Source organism: Streptomyces sp. SID12501, assembly GCF_010550245.1.
Lineage (GTDB): Bacteria > Actinomycetota > Actinomycetes > Streptomycetales > Streptomycetaceae > Streptomyces.
On the sequence record NZ_JAAGLU010000030.1, the window covers coordinates 20,364 to 36,972 of the forward strand.

Sequence of the window (16,609 nt, forward strand, 5' to 3'; positions counted from 1 at the left end):
CAACACAACGAATGGAGTGGTTGCGATGCGTTCCCATGGAGAAGAATTCGGTCCGGGCTTCGGTCCCGGACACGCACACGGTCATGGCGGCCCCCGAGGCTTCGGGCGGGGCGGCTTCGAGGGGCGGCGAGCCGCCTTCGGTCCCTTCGGGCCCGGTTTCGGCGGTCCCGGCGGTCCTGGCTTCGGCCCGGGTCCCTGGGGTGGGCGCGGAGGTCGGGGCGGACCGCGGGGCAGGGCGCGGCGCGGTGACGTCCGCGCGTCGATCCTGGCCCTGCTGAAGGACCGGCCCATGCACGGCTACGAGATGATCCAGGAGATCGCCGAGCGCAGCGGAGGGGCGTGGAAGCCCAGCCCCGGCTCGGTCTACCCCACCCTTCAGCTGCTGGAGGACGAGGGCCTGATCGCCAACGAGAGCGAGGGCGGCAAGAAGCTGTTCGCGCTCACCGAGTCCGGTCGCACAGCGGCTGACGAGGGCCCCGACGCACCCTGGGAAGAGGCCGGACGCGGCGTCGACTGGGAGGCGCTGAGCGACATCCGCCAGGCCGGCTTCGGTCTGATGGAGGCCTTCGGTCAGGTCTGGAAGACGGGCTCCAAGGAGCAGCGCGAGAAGGCGCTCACGGTGATCAACGAAGCGCGCAAGAAGCTGTATCTGATCCTCGCCGACGAGGACTGATGGGCCGTCCTCGTCAGACGTGGCCGCCCCCGGCGGCGCGTCCCCCAGCGCGCGCAGGCGCCCCGCGGAAGTGTCCGCGGGGCGCCTGTGCGTTGTCGGTCGGCGCTTGCGGCCGGGCTCAGGCGACCAGGCCGGCCAGTTTGCGCAGAGACTCGTTCAGGGCGGCCGTCCCCGAGTCCTTCAGTTTGCCGGCCATCAGGGAGACGGCCGCGCCGGTGAACTCGCCGTCGATACGGACGGTCGTGGCGTCGCCGTCGGGCGTGAGGGTGTAGCGCGTGGCGACGATCACCGCCATCGGGCCCTTGCCCCGGATGGCCAGCGTGCGGGCGGCCTCCAACTCCTCGATGGTCCACTCGACCTCGGCCGGGAAGCCCATCAGCTTCATGTTCTCCTCGAAGGTGCCGCCGACCTCGAATGCCGAGGGGCCGCCCTTGGGGAAGCTCGTGTGGGTCGCGTTCCACGCTCCGTACGCCGACCAGTCCGTCAGCTGCGCCCAGATCTTCTCCGCCGGCGCCTGGATGTGTGCCTCCGCGCTAATTTCGGCCATGCGACCACCTCTGTGTCTCGGGCTGCGGTGTCGCGGAAGGTAGCCGCAAGGGCTGGAACAATCAATACTGACGGGGCATCAGATCTGCTGCGGGAGGGGGCGCGGCCTCAGCCCACCCGCTGTATCTCCGCCGCGTCGAACAGGTCCCACGCGCGCGGGAAGGGGCCCTCGTCATGACAGTGCCACGCCTCCCAGAACAGGTCGGCGAGCAGCGCGTCCTCCGGGGCGTACACCCGGTACACATACTGTCTGCCGTCCGTGGCCGGCAGCGCCACCAGCCAGCACCTGCTCTCCATGTTGGAGTGGGACGTGCGAGCGGGTGCCCCGGTTGCGCCAGAGGCGCGCGGAATGAGGGTGCGCGCCCCTTGCGTCGGATTGGTGCCGGAGCGGCGTGATGTCCTCCGTAAGGAGGAGATTCCGTGCTCCATGCCCACCCTCCGTGGGACGCGGAAATGGTGCCTCGCGAGGATGACCGGATCCGCTGGGACTGATGGGGTGGGGATGTGCAACCCCGTATCCCCCGGCAGTCGACCACTGAGCACGGTGCGAACCGTGTGGACAACGATGCCAGGCTCACCACCGAGCTGGCAGCGGTGGTCGCCGGCGCGCGCAGACGGGCGTTGCGGGACGGGGACCGGCAGATCGACACGGCCCATCTGCTGCACTCGCTCCTGGAGTCCGATCCCGAGGTGCGCACGGTGTTCGAGGGCGGGGACCAGCAGGTCGCGCGGCTGCTCGGCTATCTCGTGCAGCGCAGCATCGGCTACGGGCTGCGCTGGCAGGGCTCGGTCGAGGACTCGGGGGCCCTGCCCGTGCTGCCGGGGGTGGCGCACACGGCGGGCTGGTCGCCGGTCGCGGCGGGCGCGTTGGAGGAGGCGTGCGAGCGGGCCGGGCGCCGCGGTGACGCACGGGCCCGCGGTGTCGATCTGCTCGCGGCGATCGTCGTGGATCCGCAGTCCCGGGCCGTCGAGGTGCTGCGACGGGGTGGAGTCGACGCGAGGGAGCTGCCGGCACGGCTGCTACAGGTCGAACTGATGGCGGCAGCGGGATACGAGGAATACGCCGAGGGCGTTGACGGCGTCGGCTGAGGGGCGGGGCATGCTCGGCCGACCTCTGTGGGCCCGTCCGGTCGGTGAGACAGGTGTCATCGGGGGTGACGGTCATGTCGTCGCCTGTCATCATGTGCCGGTGTGTACGTCAGGGAGTGGTGGGGTCGGTCGGGGCAAGGGAGTCGGGCTCGGGCTCGCGCTCGTGTCGGCGGTCGCGTTCGGCGGGTCGGGGGTCGTGGCCAAGCCCTTGATCGAGGCGGGCCTCGATCCGCTGCACGTGGTGTGGCTGCGCGTGACGGGTGCCGCCCTCGTGATGCTGCCCCTGGCCGTGCGACACCGCGCGTTGGTGCGTCGGCGCCCCGCGCTGCTCGCCGGGTTCGGCCTGCTCGCCGTGGCCGGCGTCCAGGCCTTCTACTTCGCCGCGATCTCCCGTATCCCTGTCGGGGTCGCGCTGCTCGTCGAGTACCTCGCACCCGCCCTCGTGCTGGGCTGGGTGCGGTTCGTGCAGCGGCGGCCGGTGACCCGTGCCGCCGGGCTCGGTGTCGTCCTCGCGGTCGGCGGGCTCGCCTGTGTCGTGGAGGTGTGGTCCGGGCTGAGCTTCGACGCCGTGGGGCTGCTGCTCGCCCTCGCCGCCGCCTGCTGCCAGGTCGGCTACTTCCTCCTGTCCGACCAGGGCAGCGACGCGGGCGACGAGGCGCCGGACCCCCTCGGTGTCATCGCTTACGGCCTCCTGGTCGGCGCCCTCGTGCTGACCGTCGTCGTGCGTCCTTGGCGCATGGACTGGTCCGTGCTCGCGGGCACCGCGCACATGGACGGCACGCCCGTCGCGGCCGGGCTGCTGCTGGGCTGGCTCGTGCTGGTCGCCACGGTCGTCGCCTACGTCACCGGTGTGCTCGCCGTACGGCGGCTCTCGCCGCAGGTCGCCGGTGTCGTGGCCTGTCTGGAGGCGGTCATCGCGACCGTGCTGGCCTGGGTGCTGCTGGGCGAGCATCTGTCGGCGCCGCAGATCATCGGGGGCTCGGTGGTGCTCGTGGGCGCGTTCATCGCGCAGTCGTCGGCGCCCGCCAAGGGGTCGGCGGAGCCGGTCGCCCGGGGACCCGAAAAGGATGTGGCGGACCGCCGTACCGCCGCATAGGGTCGTGATCATGCACGCACGCGCACTCGTCCTGCCGCCTCCGGCCGCCTGAGGCGGGCTCTCCGGAGAACGTGTCCGACGTATCGCCGTCGGGCTGAACGGTGCTGCCCGCAGACGACGTCAGAGGACCCCGTGGAGCCCTGAGGGGCCGGGTCCTTTCGTCAACTTCCGTGTGGTGGGCGGCCTTTCGCCTTCTCCCCGCGCGGCTGCGGAGAGACTCCCGTGTCGAACACCGTTTCCGGCCTGCCCATCGGGCGAGGCCTGCTCTTCCTGACCGTCGCCGGTGCCGCCTGGGGTACCGCGGGCGCTGCCGCCTCCCTCGTCTACCGGGTGAGCGACATGGGCCCCGTCGCCCTCTCCTTCTGGCGCTGCGCCGGCGGTTTCGTACTGCTGCTCCTCGCCCGCTCACTACGGCGCCGTACTGCCGTCAGGCCCGAACCGAGGCGGCGCAGGGCCCTGCGTGCCGGTGTCACCGGCTGCTCGCTCGCCGTGTTCCAGACCGCGTACTTCGCGTCCGTGCAGGCCACCGGCCTCGCGGTCGCCACCGTTGTCACCCTGGGCGCCGGGCCCGTCCTCATCGCGCTGGGCGCCCGGCTGACCATGGGCGAACGGCTGGGGGCGAGCGGGATCGTCGCCGTCGTCGGGGCGCTCACCGGGCTCACGGTGCTGGTGCTGGGCAGCGGGGGCGCCCAGGTGCGGCCGTCGGGTGTCGCGTGGGCCACGGTGTCGGCGGCCGGGTACGCCGTGATGGCCCTCCTCACCCGCTGGTGGGGGCGGGACGGCACAACGGACGCGTTCGGTACGTCCGTCAGGGCCTTCGGCGTCACGACGCTCTGCCTGCTGCCCTTCGGACTCGCCGAGGGGCTCTTCCCGCACACCGGCGACGGCCTGCGGTTCGTCGGTCTTCTGGTGTACGTCGCCGCCGTACCGACCGCCCTGGCGTACGGGCTGTACTTCGCCGGGGCGGCCGTCGTCCGCTCGGCGACCGTCTCCGTGATCATGCTCCTGGAGCCGGTGAGCGCGGCACTCCTCGCCGTCACTCTGCTCGGCGAGCGGCTGACGGCGGCGACCGTCGCGGGCACCCTGCTGATGCTGGGAGCGGCGGCGGGGCTCGCGGTGGCGGAGACGAGGAGTGCCGGTACGGACGGGAGTGCGGACGGAGGTGTGGAGCGGCGGGCGGAGCCCGGAGGGGCGTTCGGCTGAGACTCAGTCGGTCTGCGAGGTGTCCGTCGCGTAGTCGATCGCGTCGCCGATCGTGTCGAGCTCCTCTACGGCGTCCGCCGGCAGTGTCAGATCCGCGGCGGCGATGTTCTCGCGCAGGTGGGCGCGTGAGGAGGTACCGGGGATGAGAACGATGCTCGGCGAGCGCTGGAGCAGCCAGGCCAGGGCGACCTGCTGGGGCGAGGCGTCGAGACGGGCGGCGACGTCGGTGAGGGTCTGCGACTGGAGCGGGCTGAAGCCGCCGAGCGGGAAGAAGGGGGCGAAGGCGATGTTCTCCGCCGCGCACCGCTCGACCAGCGCGTCGTCCCCGCGGTTGGCCAGGTTGTAGAGGTTCTGCACGGTGACGACCGGGGCGATGGCCTGCGCCTCGGTCAGCTGGTCGTCGGTGACCGCACTGAGCCCGAGGTGCCGGATCAGGCCTTCTTTCTGGAGCTCGGCCAGCACCCCGAACTCCTCGCCGAGCGGCGCCGATCCGCCGGCCAGGTCCGTGCCGACGCGCAGGTTCACCACGTCGAGCACGTCCACGCCGAGGTTCCGGAGGTTGTCGTGGACAGCCGACCTGAGGCTCTCGGGGTCCAGCGCGGGCAGCCAGCTCGCGTCGGCGCCGCGGCGGGCGCCCACCTTGGTGACGATGCGGAGATCGGCGGGGTAGGGGGCGAGGGCTTTCCTGATGAGTTCGTTGACGACCGTGGGCCCGTAGAAGTCGCTCGTGTCGATGTGGGTGAGGCCCCGGTCGACGGCCTCGCGCAGCACCGCCACAGCCTCGTCGGGGTCCTTGGGCGGCCCGAACACGTGGGGTCCCGCCAACTGCATGGCGCCGTACCCCATGCGGGTCAGGGTCAGGCCCTCGGCCGGGGTGAGGGTTCCGCCGGAGACGGTGTCGGCCATGGTGATGCCTTTCGTCGCGTACCGCTGTGTCGTCGTTGCGGTTGTCGTCTGTCGTCCGGGTCGACTCTGGCGCGATCGGTACGCGGGTGGCAGTACCCCGCTGTTCCTGGGAGCGACAGGGACACCCACATCCCGAGCCGCCCGATCTACGGTGGTGGGCATGGACGCCAACAACGTGCTCGGAGAGTTCCTGCGGGCCCGCCGGGAACAGGTCCGGCCCGAGGACGTCGGGCTCAGCGGCGGCGGTCTGCGCCGGGTGCCCGGGCTGCGCCGCGAGGAGGTCGCGACGCTCGCGGGGATCAGCTCCGACTACTACCTGCGGCTTGAGCAGGGACGGGACCGCAACCCGTCCGCCCAGGTGCTCGAAGCGCTCGCCCGGGTACTGCGCCTGGACACCGACGCGACCCGTCACCTGCTCGGGCTGACGGGGACCGGGCGTCGGCCCGCGCGGCGCAGCCGGGCGGCGAAGCCCGCACCGGTGCCGCTGAGCATCCGGCAGCTCATGGACGGCTGGACCACGAACCCCGCCTATGTGCAGAACAGGTACGCCGACGTACTCGCGGTGAACGCGCTGTACAGCGCACTGGCCCCCCATCATGTCCCCGGCGTGAACCTGCTCAGGACCGTGTTCCTCGACCCCGGCGAGCGTGAACAGCACCGGGACTGGGAGGACTTGACCGCGGGAGTGGTCGCGAGCCTGCGCGCGCGGGCCGGTGCCGAGGTCGACGATCCGCGTCTGGTCGAGCTGGTCGGGGAACTGTCCCTGCGCAGTGAACGCTTCCGGTTGCTCTGGGGCCGCCACGACGTCCTCCCCATGCGCGCACGCGTCAGCAGGAGGACCCATCCCCAGGTGGGCGACCTCGACCTGTACTGCGACAAGCTCGACGTCGGCGGCCTGGACGGCCTCACCCTCGTCGTCTTCCACGCCGAGCCCGGCAGCCGGAACGCGGAGTTGCTGGGGTTGTTGGGCAGCCTCAACGCCCCGCTGTCCGCAGGGCACTTGGACGCCGGTGAACAGCACCGGCACACGGATGCGCCGGGCGTCGACAAGAAGAGTGACGAGAAGAGCGTCAAGAAGAGCGTCAAGAAGAGCGACGGGAAGATCATCGACGGACAGTGAGTCCGCTGCGGCTACAGTCCCCGCCTGCGCCGCTGAACCGCCAGCGCCCCCGCGTCCCGTGGCCCGGCCCGAGCCGCCAGCCCGGCCGCGATACGGTCCTGGACCTCCGCCGGCTTCTTCTCGGCGTACTTGAACTTGGCCCGTACGTCCGTCACTTCGAGCCTGATGCCACGGATACCGGCGAGCATCCGCCCGAACGGCGCCTCGCCCGCCGCCACTCGCGCCGAGCCGCCTGCCGGCTGGAAGTGGCTCAGCTGGCGGTTGAGCAGCGCGGCCTTCTCCGCGGGGTCGTCCACGACGTGGGCGGTGCAGCGCAGTTGGACCGCGGCGTAGAAACTCGTCGGCGTCCCGTGCTCCGACGGGCCGTCCGGCGCGGCCTGCCACGGTCCGGGGACGAACGTGTAGTCGTCGACCACGCTGAGCAGGACGACCGGGTTCTGCTCCAGCGCGGGCCAGAGCGGGTTGGGGCGGGCCAGGTGGGTCACCGCCTCGGCGCGCTCGACGTCGTACGCGAAGTGCAGCGGCTGGACGTACGGCGCCTCGCCCGGCAGGCCGTTGACGGAGAGCTGGCCGAAGTCGTGGGCGGCCAGCCACTGTTGCCATTCCGCTTCGTCGCGCGGGGCGTCCCAGGGGTGGATCAGCATCGGGATCAGCGGGCCCTGAGGTAGTCGGGGAGCTGAGTGCCGGGTGCCAACTCCGCGTCCGCGAGCGGGGTTTCGTAGCCCTTGCGCAGCGGGACCACGCCGGCCCAGTGGGGGAGCGTGAGGTCCTCTGGCTCGTCGTTCACCCCGCCGGTGCGCATCTTCGCGGAGACCTCGTCGAGGTCGATGCGGATCACGGCGGTGGCGGCCAGTTCCTTGGCGTTGGCGGGCCGCGAGTCGGCCGAGCGGCCTGCCACGACGTTGTCGACCAGGACGTCCAGGGCCAGGCGCTTCTCGTCCGGGTCCGTCACCTGGTGGGCGATGCCGTGGACCACCACCGAGCGGTAGTTGATCGAGTGGTGGAAGGCGGACCGGGCCAGGATCAGCGCGTCCACGTGGGTGACCGTCAGACAGACCGGCAGGCCCGGGTCGGGCTGGCCGGCCATCCGCAGCGGGCGCGAGCCCGTGGACCCGTGCACGTAGAGGCGCTCACCGAGCCGCGCGTACAGCGTCGGCAGCACGACCGGGGCGCCGTCACGGACGAACCCCAGGTGGCACACATACCCCTCGTCGAGGATCGCGTGCACCGACTCCTTGTCGTACGAAGCCTTGGCGGCGGAGCGGGTGGGGACCGTGCGGTCGGTCTGGGCATAGGTGTCGGCTGCGGGCGGCAGAGGTGACTGGTGGTCGGCCTGTGGTGTCGCCGACGCCGCTTCCTGGACGGCGTCTTTCGTGTCCTGTGCGTCCTGCGTGGTCCCTGACATCAAGGTCTCCTTGCGATTCTTATTGCACTAGTGCATAGTTCATGTTGTGCTAGGAGAATATCCGATCAAAGGTCGGGGCGCAGCAGAGATTTCCGCGAGCGTCGAACGCGCGGTGGGTACCGGAGAGCTGGAACCCGGGCAACTGCTGCCGCCCATGCGGGAGTTGGCGGAGCGGCTCGGGGTGAACCCCAATACCGTCGCCGCCGCATATCGCATGCTGCGTGAACGAGGGGTCATCGAGACTCATGGGCGGCGCGGCAGCCGGGTGCGCTCCAAGCCGGCCACCACCGGGCGCGAATACATCAGGGTGGAAGTGCCGCCCGGTGTGCGGGACGTGGCGCGCGGGAACCCCGATCCGGCGCTGCTGCCGTCACTGGCGGCGGCGTTCGCGGCGGCCGGTGAGCAGGGCGACCGGGCTCTGGTGCTCTACGGGGACGCCACCGTGGAACCGGAGTTGGCCCGCATCGCCCGAACCGACCTCGACACCGACGGTGTGCCGGACGGGCCCCTCGCCGTCACCTCCAGTGCGCTGGACGGCATCGAGCGCGTCCTCGCCGTACACCTCAAGCCCGGTGACACCGTCGCCGTCGAGGACCCCGGGTGGGGTGGGCTGCTGGACCTCGTGCCGGCGCTCGGGCTGCGCATGGTCCCGGTGGGCGTCGACGACGAGGGGCCGCTCGCCGAGGACGTACGGCAGGCGCTGGCAGCCGGGGCGCGGGCGCTGATCGTCACGGACCGGGCGCAGAACCCGACCGGGGCCGTGGTGAGCGCCACGCGTGCGCGTGCCCTGCGTTCCGTGCTCCGGGAGCACCCGGAGACCCTGCTCGTCGAGGACGACCACGGCTACCGGATCGTCGACCAGCCCCTCCATCCACTGGCCGGGGTCACCCGGCACTGGGCGTTCGTCCGCTCGGTCGCCAAGGCGTACGGCCCCGATCTGCGTCTCGCCGTCCTCACCGGGGACGCTGTCACCGTCGACCGGGTCCTGGGGCGGCAGCGACTCGGGCCGGGCTGGGTCAGCCGGCTGCTGCAACGGGCCGTCGTGCGGCTGTGGGCCGATGGCGTGCTGGACGCGCGCGCGGTGGCCTCGGCGTACGGGGAGCGCCGGGACGCGCTGATCGACGCGCTCGCGCAGCGCGGGGTCGCTGCCCGTGGGCGCAGCGGACTGAACGTATGGATCCCCGTCCCGGACGAGACCGGCGCGGTCGCCCGGCTGCTGCACGCCGGTTGGGCCGTCGCCCCTGGTGCGCGCTTCCGGATGAACGCCCCGTCCGGTATCCGGGTGACCGTGGCGACGCTGACCCGGGAGGAGACGGGTCCGTTGGCGGACGCGATCGCCTCGGCGGTGGGATCGGCGCCGACGCGGACCCACGTCTGAAGCGGGGCTCTGCGTAGGCGCACCAAAGGGGTATGGGGCTGCGTCGGTCCACGGCGTCGGGGCCTATGTCTGAGGCTCGGCCCGATGGCGGCGGCGAGGGCCGACCTGGGTGAGTGCCGCTCCGGCCAGCACCACCACCGCGCCCACCGGGGTCGACCAGGTCAGGGTCTCGCCGAGCAGGGTGACGCCCGCGACCGTGGCGATCACCGGGATGAAGTACGTGACCATCTGGGCGGTCGTCGGCCCCGTCTCGGCGACCAGGCCGTACTGCAGCAGCATCGCGCAGCCCGTGCCCAGTGCGCCGAGTGCGACGATCGCGAACAGTGGCCCGACGGGGAAGCCGTCGGGTATCCCGGTGAACAGCGGTGTGACCACGGCCAGTTGGAGAGTGGCCAGCAGCAGTTGGGCGCCGCTGAGCGACAGATGGGAGTGGCTGGAGCCCGCCAGTGTGCGGCGGACGTGGATCCAGCCGATCGGGTAGCTGAGCGAGGCCAGCAGCGCCAGCGCCGTGCCCGTCGCGTCCAGGCCGTGGAAGCCCTGCCAGGCGCCGAGGACGGTCAGCACACCTATGAAGCCCAGGCCGAGACCGGCCACCCGCACCCGCGTCGGACGGTCCTCCGAGAGCGCGACCAGGGACAGGGCCATGCCCCACAGAGGCGAGGTCGCGTTGCAGATGCCGGCGAGCGTGGACGGGATCGTCAGCTCCGCGTACGCGAACAGCGAGAACGGCAGGGCGTTCAGCAGGAACGCGGCCACCGCGAGATGCCCCCACGTGCGCGCGCCGCGCGGCAGCCGCTCCCGCTTCACCGCCAGCGCCGCCGCCAGGACCGCCGTACCGAAGAGCAGTCGGCCGAAGGTGACCTGGAACGGCGCGAACCCCTGCGTACCGACCTTGATCAGCAGGAAGCTGAAGCCCCAGATCAGGGACAGGACGCCGAAACGGATACGCCAGTCGAGGGCGGGGCGGCGACTGACCTGGGCGGACGCGGACGTGGAAGTGGGCGAGGGTGTCGGTGTCTTGGGCCTCGGGGTGGTGAAGCGGCTCATGGGTGCCACGATCCCGGAGTCGATCTCGTAGCACAAGCGAGCAAGTGTTCGCCTTATCTCGTAGGATCACTTACATGTTGAACCTGGAGCGCCTGCGCACCCTCCACGCCCTCGCCCGGCACGGTTCGGTCAGCGGGGCGGCCGAGGGGCTGCATGTGACGACGTCGGCCGTCTCGCAGCAGATGTCCAAACTGGAGCGGGAAGTGGGCCAGCAGCTCCTCGCCAAGAACGGGCGGGGCGTGCGGCTCACAGACGCCGGACAGCTGCTCGCGGACCATGCCGCGCGAATCCTGTCCCAGGTCGAGCTGGCCCAGTCCGACCTGGAGGCACAGCGCGGGCAGGTGGTGGGTGAACTGCGGCTCTCGGCGTTCCCGACCGCCGCGCGCGGACTGTTCCCGGCCGCACTCGCGGCCCTGCGTGCGGAGCATCCCGGGTTGCGGTTGCGCTCGTGCGAGCTGGAACCGGAGGCCGGGGTCGCCGGGGTGGTGCGCGGGGACCTCGACCTGGCGGTCGTCCTCGACTGGTACAACAAGCCGATGCCGCTGCCCGACGGTCTGGTGAAGGCGGCGATCCTCGACGACCCGGCGGATGTGGCGATGCCGGTCGCCCATCCGCTCGCCGGCCGGAGCGAGGTGGACCTCGGGGAGTTCGCCGAGGACGAGTGGATCACGTGGGGCGAGGGGGAGTTCTGCCACGAGTGGCTGATGTTCACGCTGCGGTCCAAGGGTGTCGAGCCGTGCATCGGCCATCGTGCGGCGGAGACGCACACGCAGTTGGCACTGGTGGCGGCGGGGCTCGGTGTGTGCATCGCGCCGCTGCTGGGCCGCGATCCGGTACCCGCCGGGGTCGTCACCGTTCCGCTGCGGCAGCGTGTGCGGCGGCATGTGTACGTGGTCTGGCGTGCGGACGCCGACCGGCGGCCGTCGATCCGTGCGGCGGTCGAGGCGTTGCGGGTGGTGGGGCGGGGGGTTGCGTGAGGGGCGCTCCGCGGGTTTGGCGGGTTGGGGGTGGGCGTGGCACAGTTTTCGCCCCCGCCGCCCCTACCCGTCCCATCCCCTTGCTGGGGGCTGCGCCCCCAGACCCCCGTTCGCGCTGAACGCGCTCGTCCTCAAACTCCCCCAGAGGGGGGACCCCCAGACGGGCTGGGGGCGCGGGCCCGTTACTGGGGTGGCAGCTTGCGGAAGTCCCAGGAGACCGTTTTTTCCGGGGTCAGGCGTATCCAGGCGTGTCTGCCGTCGTGCGGCATCTCGTCCAGGTGGAAGTTCTTGCGGGCGAACAGGGTTTCCGGGACGTCCAGTTCGGCGCGCAGTTCTCCGGTGCGCGGTGACTCGCCGACGAACTCGACGGCGCCGGACAGCTCGACGCCGCGCAGATCGTCGTACTCCTCGCCCGTGTCGACGACGATCGCCACCCGCGGGTCGCGGCGCAGGTCGGTCCAGCGCTTGCTGCGGACCACCGAGTACAGCCACATCGAGGTGCCGTCCCAGGCGAACCACAGCGTGCTCACGTGCGGAGCGCCCCCGGCCGACACGGTGGCGACCCGGCAGGTGCGCTGGGTCGCCAGGAACTCGTCCAGCTCGCCCGGCGTCATCATGATCTTCCGGCCTCGGCGCTGAGTGGCGGTCATGCGATCCTCCCCCTTTTGTTCTCTTACGTCAGAAAAGAATATGGGCTGCCTTCCGCCCTCACGCGACGGACGTTAGTCTCGCGCCCGCCCACCCGTACGGTCCGCGAGCCAAGGAGCGCCATGCCGTCGCACGAACAGCTCAGCGAACTCCTCGACCCCGCGACCACGGTCCTGCTCACCGTCGAGTGCCAGCAGGGCGTCGTCGGACCGGACAGCGCGCTGCCCGAACTCGCCGGGGAGGCGCGGTCGTCGGGGGCGCTCGCCCAGGTAGCCAGGTTGGTCGCCGCCGCCCACGAGACCGGTGTCCAGGTCATCCACGCGATCGCCGAGCGCCGTCCGGACGGCCGGGGCGCCAACCACAACGCCCGTCTGTTCCGGGCCGCCGAACGGCTCCCCGTCCAACAGCTCTCGGGCACCACCGCGGTGCGCGTCGCACCGCCGATCGAGGTCGCCGACGAGGACTTCGTCGTACGGCGGCTGCACGGACTGTCGCCGATCCAGGGCACCGACGTCGACGCCCTGCTGCGCAACCTGGGCTGCCGGACCCTGATCGTGACCGGGGTGTCGGCCAACGTCGCGATTCCCAACGCCGTGTTCGACGCCGTGAACCGTGGATACACCGTCGTCGTGCCCGGGGACGCCATCGCGGGGGTGCCCTCCGACTACACCCCCGCGATGATCCGCAACACCCTCGCGCTGGTCGCCACAGTCGCGACCACCGACGAGGTGCTGGCCTGCCTCAAGCGGCCTCACCGCGCCGGGCGAGGGTGAGGCCGAGGGTCAGGCGAGCGTGATGGAGTCCCCGGACACCTTGATCGACTCGGCGGCCAGCGCCTCGGTCGCCGGACCCTTCTTCACGCTGCCGTCCGCGACCGAGAACTCGCTCTTGTGGCACGGACAGATGATGGCGCCGTTGGCGATGCTCGTCACCGCGCAGCCCGCGTGCGTGCACTTCGACGAGAACGCCTTGTAGGTGCCCGCCGTCGGCTGCGTGACCACCACACCCTGGTCCGCGAAGATCTTGCCGCCGCCCTCCGGGATGTCGGAGGTCTTGGCGAGGGCGGTGCCGGCAGCGGCGCCCTGGTCGGTGGAGGAGTCCGACGCGTCGTCCTCCGACCCGCAGGCGGTCAGCGCGACGGCGAGCCCCGCCGCCCCGGCCGCCGCCATGACCGTACGACGAGCCGGTCCCGATACGGGCTGAAGCGAGGCGCTGCTCATGCTGGCGTTTCCTTCCGCAGGCGTTTCCTGATCCGTACGAAGATACGAACCCTGCGCGCGCGCCGTTCAGGCGGGACGGGCATCGGGCCGCGAACGCCCCAGTAACCTGGGCCGATGCTCAAGGAAGTCATCGCGACCCGCTACATCACGCCCCTGCGTGAGGGCGGTTCGCTGCCGGGACTCGTCGAGGCCGACGATCTCGCGGCGTACGTCATGAAGTTCACCGGCGCGGGACAGGGCCGCAAGACCCTCGTCGCCGAGGTCGTCTGCGGTGAGCTGGCCCGGCGGCTGGGGCTGCGGGTACCGGGGCTGGTGACGGTCGCCCTGGACCCGGTGCTGGGCCTCGGCGAGCCCGACGAGCAGGTGCAGGGGCTGCTCAGGTCGAGCGGCGGCACCAACCTCGGCATGGACTTCCTGTCGGGGGCGATCGGCTTCGACCCCCTCGCCTTCGAGGTGAGTGCCGCGGAGGCCGGGCGGGTGGTGTGGTTCGACGCGCTCGTCAACAACGTCGACCGCTCGTGGCGCAACCCCAACCTGCTGATGTGGCACGGTGAGTTGTGGCTCATCGACCACGGCGCCACGATGATCTGGCACCACAACTGGCCTGGCGCCCGGGCCTCCGCGGCCAAGCCGTACGACGTCTCCGAGCACGCGCTCGCGCCGTTCGGCCCGGACATCGCCTCGGCCGCCGCCGAACTGGCCCCCCTGGTCACCGGGGAACTGCTTGCCGAGGTGACCGCCGAGATCCCCGACGCGTGGCTCGCGGACGAACCCGGCTTCGACTCGCCGGACGCCCTCCGGCGGGCCTACGCGGAGCCGCTCCTCGCGCGCGCCGCCGTCATCCATGAGCGCGTCCAGGGCGTCCAGGGCGTCCAGGGTGCCGAGGGGGAGAAGTGAGCGAGCGGGACGTCTTCGAGTACGCGCTGCTGCGGGTCGTACCGCGGATCGAGCGCGGCGAGTGCTTCAACGCCGGCGTTCTGGTGTACTGCCGCGCCAAGTCCTTCGTCGCGGCGCGTACGCATCTGGACGAGGGCAAGCTGAGGGCGCTGGACCCCGAGGCCGACGTGGCCGGTGTGCGGGCCGCGCTGCGTGCCGTCGAGGGGGTCTGCGCGGGCGGGAAAGCAGCAGGTCAGGCGGCGCTGGATGATGCCGGGCGGCGCTTTCGCTGGCTGATCGCGCCGCGCTCGACCGTGGTTCAGCCGGGGCCAGTGCACACGGGCCTCACCGCCGATCCCGGGGCCGAGGCCGAGCGGCTGCTCGCGTTGCTGGTCAGGTAATGGCTCACACCGGCGCCGCATGCCGTTGACACCGGGTGCCAGGACTTCTAGCGTCACGTCTACTGAAGGTACTAAGCGGTCGCTCACCTGAGGGCGTACCGTGGGCCGCAGGCTTTTCAAGGGCGAGGAGAACCAGCAATGTCCACCACTGAGCAGCGGGTCGCCGTGGTCACCGGCGGTGCGCGCGGCATCGGCGCCGCGACCGCCGTACGACTGGCGGCGGAGGGCCGCGCCGTCGCGGTGATCGACCTCGACGAGGCCGCCTGCAAGGACACCGTCGAGCAGATCACCGCCGCCGGTGGCAAGGCGCTCGCCGTCGGCTGCGACGTCTCCGACGAGGCCCAGGTCGCGGCCGCGGTCACGCGTATCGCCGAGGAACTGGGCGGACCCACGATCCTCGTCAACAACGCGGGTGTCCTGCGCGACAACCTGCTCTTCAAGATGAGCGTCTCCGACTGGGACACGGTCATGAACGTGCACCTGCGCGGCGCCTTCCTGATGTCGAGGGCCTGTCAGAAGTACATGGTGGACGCCAAGTTCGGCCGGATCGTCAACCTGTCCTCGTCCTCCGCCCAGGGCAACCGGGGCCAGGTCAACTACTCGTCCGCCAAGGCCGGTCTGCAGGGGTTCACCAAGACCCTCGCCCTCGAACTCGGCAAGTTCGGCGTCACCGCGAACGCTGTCGCCCCCGGCTTCATCGCCACCGACATGACCGCCGCCACCGCCGAGCGCGTCGGTATGGGCTTCGAGGACTTCAAGGCCGCAGCCGCGACCCAGATCCCCGTGCAGCGCGTGGGCAACCCGGACGACATCTCCAACGCGATCGCCTTCTTCACGGGCGAGGCCGCCGGATTCGTCTCCGGCCAGGTGCTGTACGTCGCCGGCGGACCGCTCGACTAGGGCTGGGGAACAGAACATGACGACAGTGGAACTCTCGGGCAAGGTCGCCCTCATCACGGGTGCCAGCCGGGGCATCGGCTACGGCATCGCCGAGGCGCTGCTCGCGCGCGGTGACCGGGTCTGCATCACCGGACGCAACGAGGACGCGCTCAAGGAGGCCGTCGAGACACTCGGCGCCGACCGGGTCATCGGCGTGGCCGGCAAGGCCCACGACGAGGCCCACCAGGCCGTCGCCGTCGAGCGCACCCTGGAGGCGTTCGGGCGCGTCGACTTCCTGGTCAACAACGCCGGTACGAACCCGGTGTTCGGTCCGATCGCCGACCTCGACCTCAACGTGGCGCGCAAGGTCTTCGAGACCAACGTCGTCTCGGCGCTCGGCTTCGCCCAGAAGACCTGGCACGCCTGGCAGAAGGAGAACGGCGGCGCGATCGTCAACATCACGTCCGTCGCCGGCCTCTCGGCCTCGCCGTTCATCGGTGCGTACGGCGTCAGCAAGGCCGCGCTGGACAACCTGACACTCCAGCTGGCGCACGAGTACGCGCCCGGGGTGCGGGTCAACTCGATCGCGCCGGCCGTCGTGAAGACGAAGTTCGCGCAGGCGCTGTACGAGGGCCGGGAAGAGGAGGCCGCTGCCGCCTACCCGCTCGGCAGGCTCGGCGTACCCTCCGACATCGGGGGCGCCGCCGCGTTCCTGACCTCGGCCCAGGCCGACTGGATCACCGGCCAGACGCTGGTGGTCGACGGCGGCATCTTCCTCAAGGCCGGCAACAGCTGACGCACGGACCCCCTGTGTACGAGGCGGGGCGGGCGTTACCCGATGAGGGAGCGCCCGCCCCGCCTCGCTGGTTTCGCGCACCCTGTCCGGAGCGTCCGCCAGGAGTCTCCGTATGCCGGCGAATCTGATGTCCACTCCGACATCCACCGGAAGATGAACGGCGGAAAGTCTCCATGTCGACCGTCGCAAACCAATGCGGCCCCGGCTGACAGAAAAAGCTCCTGTGTCGACGTCCGAGGTCACACAGTCCGATGGCAGTGCTGTCCGATACGTGCTGATCAACGGGCCGTCCTGGAAGCTGGACCGTCCGGTGGGGCCCTGCGGTATGGTCTGCCGACCGTTGGCTTGG

Annotated in this window: 20 protein-coding genes; 12 read left to right on the plus strand and 8 right to left on the minus strand. The window is 71.2% G+C overall.

Translation table 11 applies throughout. From position 1 onward, the window contains the following. Nucleotides 1-25: 25 nt before the first annotated feature. Nucleotides 26-673, plus strand: coding sequence for a PadR family transcriptional regulator (locus G3I71_RS31290; protein WP_164319861.1), 648 nt, complete (start codon nucleotides 26-28; stop codon nucleotides 671-673). A gap of 118 nt (nucleotides 674-791) precedes the next feature. Here the strand turns inward: G3I71_RS31290 and G3I71_RS31295 are convergent, their stop codons facing one another. Together G3I71_RS31295 and G3I71_RS31300 are read right to left on the minus strand one after the other, a co-directional pair. Continuing rightward, the gene (locus G3I71_RS31295) at nucleotides 792-1,220 is read right to left on the minus strand and encodes an SRPBCC family protein (RefSeq protein WP_164319863.1); all 429 of its coding nucleotides are present in this window, start codon (nucleotides 1,218-1,220) and stop codon (nucleotides 792-794) included. Between the two features lie 107 nt (nucleotides 1,221-1,327). Beyond that, nucleotides 1,328-1,516, minus strand: a complete 189-nt coding sequence (locus G3I71_RS31300; RefSeq protein WP_164319830.1) for a hypothetical protein — start codon at nucleotides 1,514-1,516, stop codon at nucleotides 1,328-1,330. Nucleotides 1,517-1,723: 207 nt separating this feature from the next. On the opposite strand from G3I71_RS31300, the gene G3I71_RS31305 reads away from it, so the two are divergent. From G3I71_RS31305 to G3I71_RS31315, 3 genes are all read left to right on the plus strand, one after another. Continuing rightward, the gene (locus G3I71_RS31305) at nucleotides 1,724-2,308 is read left to right on the plus strand and encodes a Clp protease N-terminal domain-containing protein (RefSeq protein WP_164319866.1); all 585 of its coding nucleotides are present in this window, start codon (nucleotides 1,724-1,726) and stop codon (nucleotides 2,306-2,308) included. 94 nt (nucleotides 2,309-2,402) lie between these two features. Then, nucleotides 2,403-3,404, plus strand: a complete 1,002-nt coding sequence (locus tag G3I71_RS31310) for an EamA family transporter (RefSeq protein ID WP_164320038.1) — start codon at nucleotides 2,403-2,405, stop codon at nucleotides 3,402-3,404. A 222-nt stretch (nucleotides 3,405-3,626) separates the two neighbouring features. Then, entirely contained in the window at nucleotides 3,627-4,607 is a 981-nt protein-coding gene (locus G3I71_RS31315; RefSeq protein WP_164319868.1) for a DMT family transporter, read from the plus strand. A 3-nt stretch (nucleotides 4,608-4,610) separates the two neighbouring features. Here G3I71_RS31315 and G3I71_RS31320 read toward each other — a convergent pair whose 3' ends face one another. After that, nucleotides 4,611-5,513, minus strand: coding sequence for an oxidoreductase (locus tag G3I71_RS31320; protein WP_164319870.1), 903 nt, complete (start codon nucleotides 5,511-5,513; stop codon nucleotides 4,611-4,613). Nucleotides 5,514-5,673: 160 nt separating this feature from the next. Between G3I71_RS31320 and G3I71_RS31325 the strand changes: the two genes are divergently transcribed. Continuing rightward, on the plus strand, nucleotides 5,674-6,633 hold the full coding sequence (locus G3I71_RS31325) for a helix-turn-helix transcriptional regulator (protein WP_164319872.1): 960 nt from the start codon (nucleotides 5,674-5,676) through the stop codon (nucleotides 6,631-6,633). A gap of 11 nt (nucleotides 6,634-6,644) precedes the next feature. On the opposite strand, the gene G3I71_RS31330 is transcribed toward G3I71_RS31325, so the two are convergent. Together G3I71_RS31330 and G3I71_RS31335 are read right to left on the minus strand one after the other, a co-directional pair. Then, nucleotides 6,645-7,277: an FMN-binding negative transcriptional regulator gene (locus G3I71_RS31330; RefSeq protein ID WP_164319874.1), complete on the minus strand. Its 633-nt coding sequence runs from the start codon at nucleotides 7,275-7,277 to the stop codon at nucleotides 6,645-6,647. A 5-nt stretch (nucleotides 7,278-7,282) separates the two neighbouring features. Continuing rightward, nucleotides 7,283-8,038 (minus strand): pyridoxamine 5'-phosphate oxidase family protein, encoded by a 756-nt coding sequence (locus G3I71_RS31335; protein ID WP_164319876.1) that lies wholly within the window; start codon nucleotides 8,036-8,038, stop codon nucleotides 7,283-7,285. A gap of 46 nt (nucleotides 8,039-8,084) precedes the next feature. On the opposite strand from G3I71_RS31335, the gene G3I71_RS31340 reads away from it, so the two are divergent. Continuing rightward, complete coding sequence (locus G3I71_RS31340; protein ID WP_164319878.1) at nucleotides 8,085-9,416, plus strand: aminotransferase class I/II-fold pyridoxal phosphate-dependent enzyme; 1,332 nt, start codon at nucleotides 8,085-8,087, stop codon at nucleotides 9,414-9,416. Nucleotides 9,417-9,479: 63 nt separating this feature from the next. Here the strand turns inward: G3I71_RS31340 and G3I71_RS31345 are convergent, their stop codons facing one another. Then, a complete protein-coding gene (locus G3I71_RS31345; RefSeq protein ID WP_239149449.1) occupies nucleotides 9,480-10,463 on the minus strand; it encodes a DMT family transporter in 984 nt (327 codons plus the stop codon). Nucleotides 10,464-10,537: 74 nt separating this feature from the next. Between G3I71_RS31345 and G3I71_RS31350 the strand changes: the two genes are divergently transcribed. Then, nucleotides 10,538-11,440 carry a LysR family transcriptional regulator gene (locus tag G3I71_RS31350; protein WP_164319882.1) on the plus strand — a complete coding sequence of 301 codons (903 nt, stop codon included), beginning with the start codon at nucleotides 10,538-10,540 and terminating at the stop codon, nucleotides 11,438-11,440. A 182-nt stretch (nucleotides 11,441-11,622) separates the two neighbouring features. On the opposite strand, the gene G3I71_RS31355 is transcribed toward G3I71_RS31350, so the two are convergent. Continuing rightward, complete coding sequence (locus G3I71_RS31355; protein WP_164319884.1) at nucleotides 11,623-12,090, minus strand: pyridoxamine 5'-phosphate oxidase family protein; 468 nt, start codon at nucleotides 12,088-12,090, stop codon at nucleotides 11,623-11,625. Nucleotides 12,091-12,210: 120 nt separating this feature from the next. Between G3I71_RS31355 and G3I71_RS31360 the strand changes: the two genes are divergently transcribed. Beyond that, nucleotides 12,211-12,861: a cysteine hydrolase gene (locus G3I71_RS31360; protein ID WP_164319886.1), complete on the plus strand. Its 651-nt coding sequence runs from the start codon at nucleotides 12,211-12,213 to the stop codon at nucleotides 12,859-12,861. A 9-nt stretch (nucleotides 12,862-12,870) separates the two neighbouring features. On the opposite strand, the gene G3I71_RS31365 is transcribed toward G3I71_RS31360, so the two are convergent. Then, a complete protein-coding gene (locus tag G3I71_RS31365) occupies nucleotides 12,871-13,308 on the minus strand; it encodes a Rieske (2Fe-2S) protein (RefSeq protein WP_164319888.1) in 438 nt (145 codons plus the stop codon). Between the two features lie 114 nt (nucleotides 13,309-13,422). On the opposite strand from G3I71_RS31365, the gene G3I71_RS31370 reads away from it, so the two are divergent. From G3I71_RS31370 to G3I71_RS31385, 4 genes are all read left to right on the plus strand, one after another. Then, nucleotides 13,423-14,205 carry a HipA family kinase gene (locus G3I71_RS31370; RefSeq protein ID WP_164319890.1) on the plus strand — a complete coding sequence of 261 codons (783 nt, stop codon included), beginning with the start codon at nucleotides 13,423-13,425 and terminating at the stop codon, nucleotides 14,203-14,205. Then, complete coding sequence (locus G3I71_RS31375; RefSeq protein WP_164319892.1) at nucleotides 14,202-14,585, plus strand: DUF3037 domain-containing protein; 384 nt, start codon at nucleotides 14,202-14,204, stop codon at nucleotides 14,583-14,585. Before G3I71_RS31370 ends, G3I71_RS31375 begins: the two co-directional genes overlap by 4 nt. A gap of 138 nt (nucleotides 14,586-14,723) precedes the next feature. Beyond that, complete coding sequence (gene fabG, locus G3I71_RS31380) at nucleotides 14,724-15,485, plus strand: 3-oxoacyl-ACP reductase FabG (protein ID WP_164319894.1); 762 nt, start codon at nucleotides 14,724-14,726, stop codon at nucleotides 15,483-15,485. A gap of 16 nt (nucleotides 15,486-15,501) precedes the next feature. Next, nucleotides 15,502-16,260, plus strand: coding sequence for an SDR family oxidoreductase (locus G3I71_RS31385; RefSeq protein ID WP_164319896.1), 759 nt, complete (start codon nucleotides 15,502-15,504; stop codon nucleotides 16,258-16,260). The last annotated feature ends 349 nt before the right edge of the window (nucleotides 16,261-16,609 follow it).

Coding starts and splice junctions, on each gene's coding strand:
- G3I71_RS31350 (WP_164319882.1), top strand. CDS start 10,538: ATGTTGAACCTGGAGCGCCTGCGCACCCTCCACGCCCTCGCCCGGCAC.
- G3I71_RS31370 (WP_164319890.1), top strand. CDS start 13,423: ATGCTCAAGGAAGTCATCGCGACCCGCTACATCACGCCCCTGCGTGAG.
- G3I71_RS31335 (WP_164319876.1), bottom strand. CDS start 8,038: ATGTCAGGGACCACGCAGGACGCACAGGACACGAAAGACGCCGTCCAG.
- G3I71_RS31290 (WP_164319861.1), top strand. CDS start 26: ATGCGTTCCCATGGAGAAGAATTCGGTCCGGGCTTCGGTCCCGGACAC.
- G3I71_RS31365 (WP_164319888.1), bottom strand. CDS start 13,308: ATGAGCAGCGCCTCGCTTCAGCCCGTATCGGGACCGGCTCGTCGTACG.
- fabG (WP_164319894.1), top strand. CDS start 14,724: ATGTCCACCACTGAGCAGCGGGTCGCCGTGGTCACCGGCGGTGCGCGC.
- G3I71_RS31330 (WP_164319874.1), bottom strand. CDS start 7,277: ATGCTGATCCACCCCTGGGACGCCCCGCGCGACGAAGCGGAATGGCAA.
- G3I71_RS31320 (WP_164319870.1), bottom strand. CDS start 5,513: ATGGCCGACACCGTCTCCGGCGGAACCCTCACCCCGGCCGAGGGCCTG.
- G3I71_RS31360 (WP_164319886.1), top strand. CDS start 12,211: ATGCCGTCGCACGAACAGCTCAGCGAACTCCTCGACCCCGCGACCACG.
- G3I71_RS31385 (WP_164319896.1), top strand. CDS start 15,502: ATGACGACAGTGGAACTCTCGGGCAAGGTCGCCCTCATCACGGGTGCC.
- G3I71_RS31355 (WP_164319884.1), bottom strand. CDS start 12,090: ATGACCGCCACTCAGCGCCGAGGCCGGAAGATCATGATGACGCCGGGC.
- G3I71_RS31345 (WP_239149449.1), bottom strand. CDS start 10,463: ATGAGCCGCTTCACCACCCCGAGGCCCAAGACACCGACACCCTCGCCC.
- G3I71_RS31295 (WP_164319863.1), bottom strand. CDS start 1,220: ATGGCCGAAATTAGCGCGGAGGCACACATCCAGGCGCCGGCGGAGAAG.
- G3I71_RS31300 (WP_164319830.1), bottom strand. CDS start 1,516: ATGGAGAGCAGGTGCTGGCTGGTGGCGCTGCCGGCCACGGACGGCAGA.
- G3I71_RS31325 (WP_164319872.1), top strand. CDS start 5,674: ATGGACGCCAACAACGTGCTCGGAGAGTTCCTGCGGGCCCGCCGGGAA.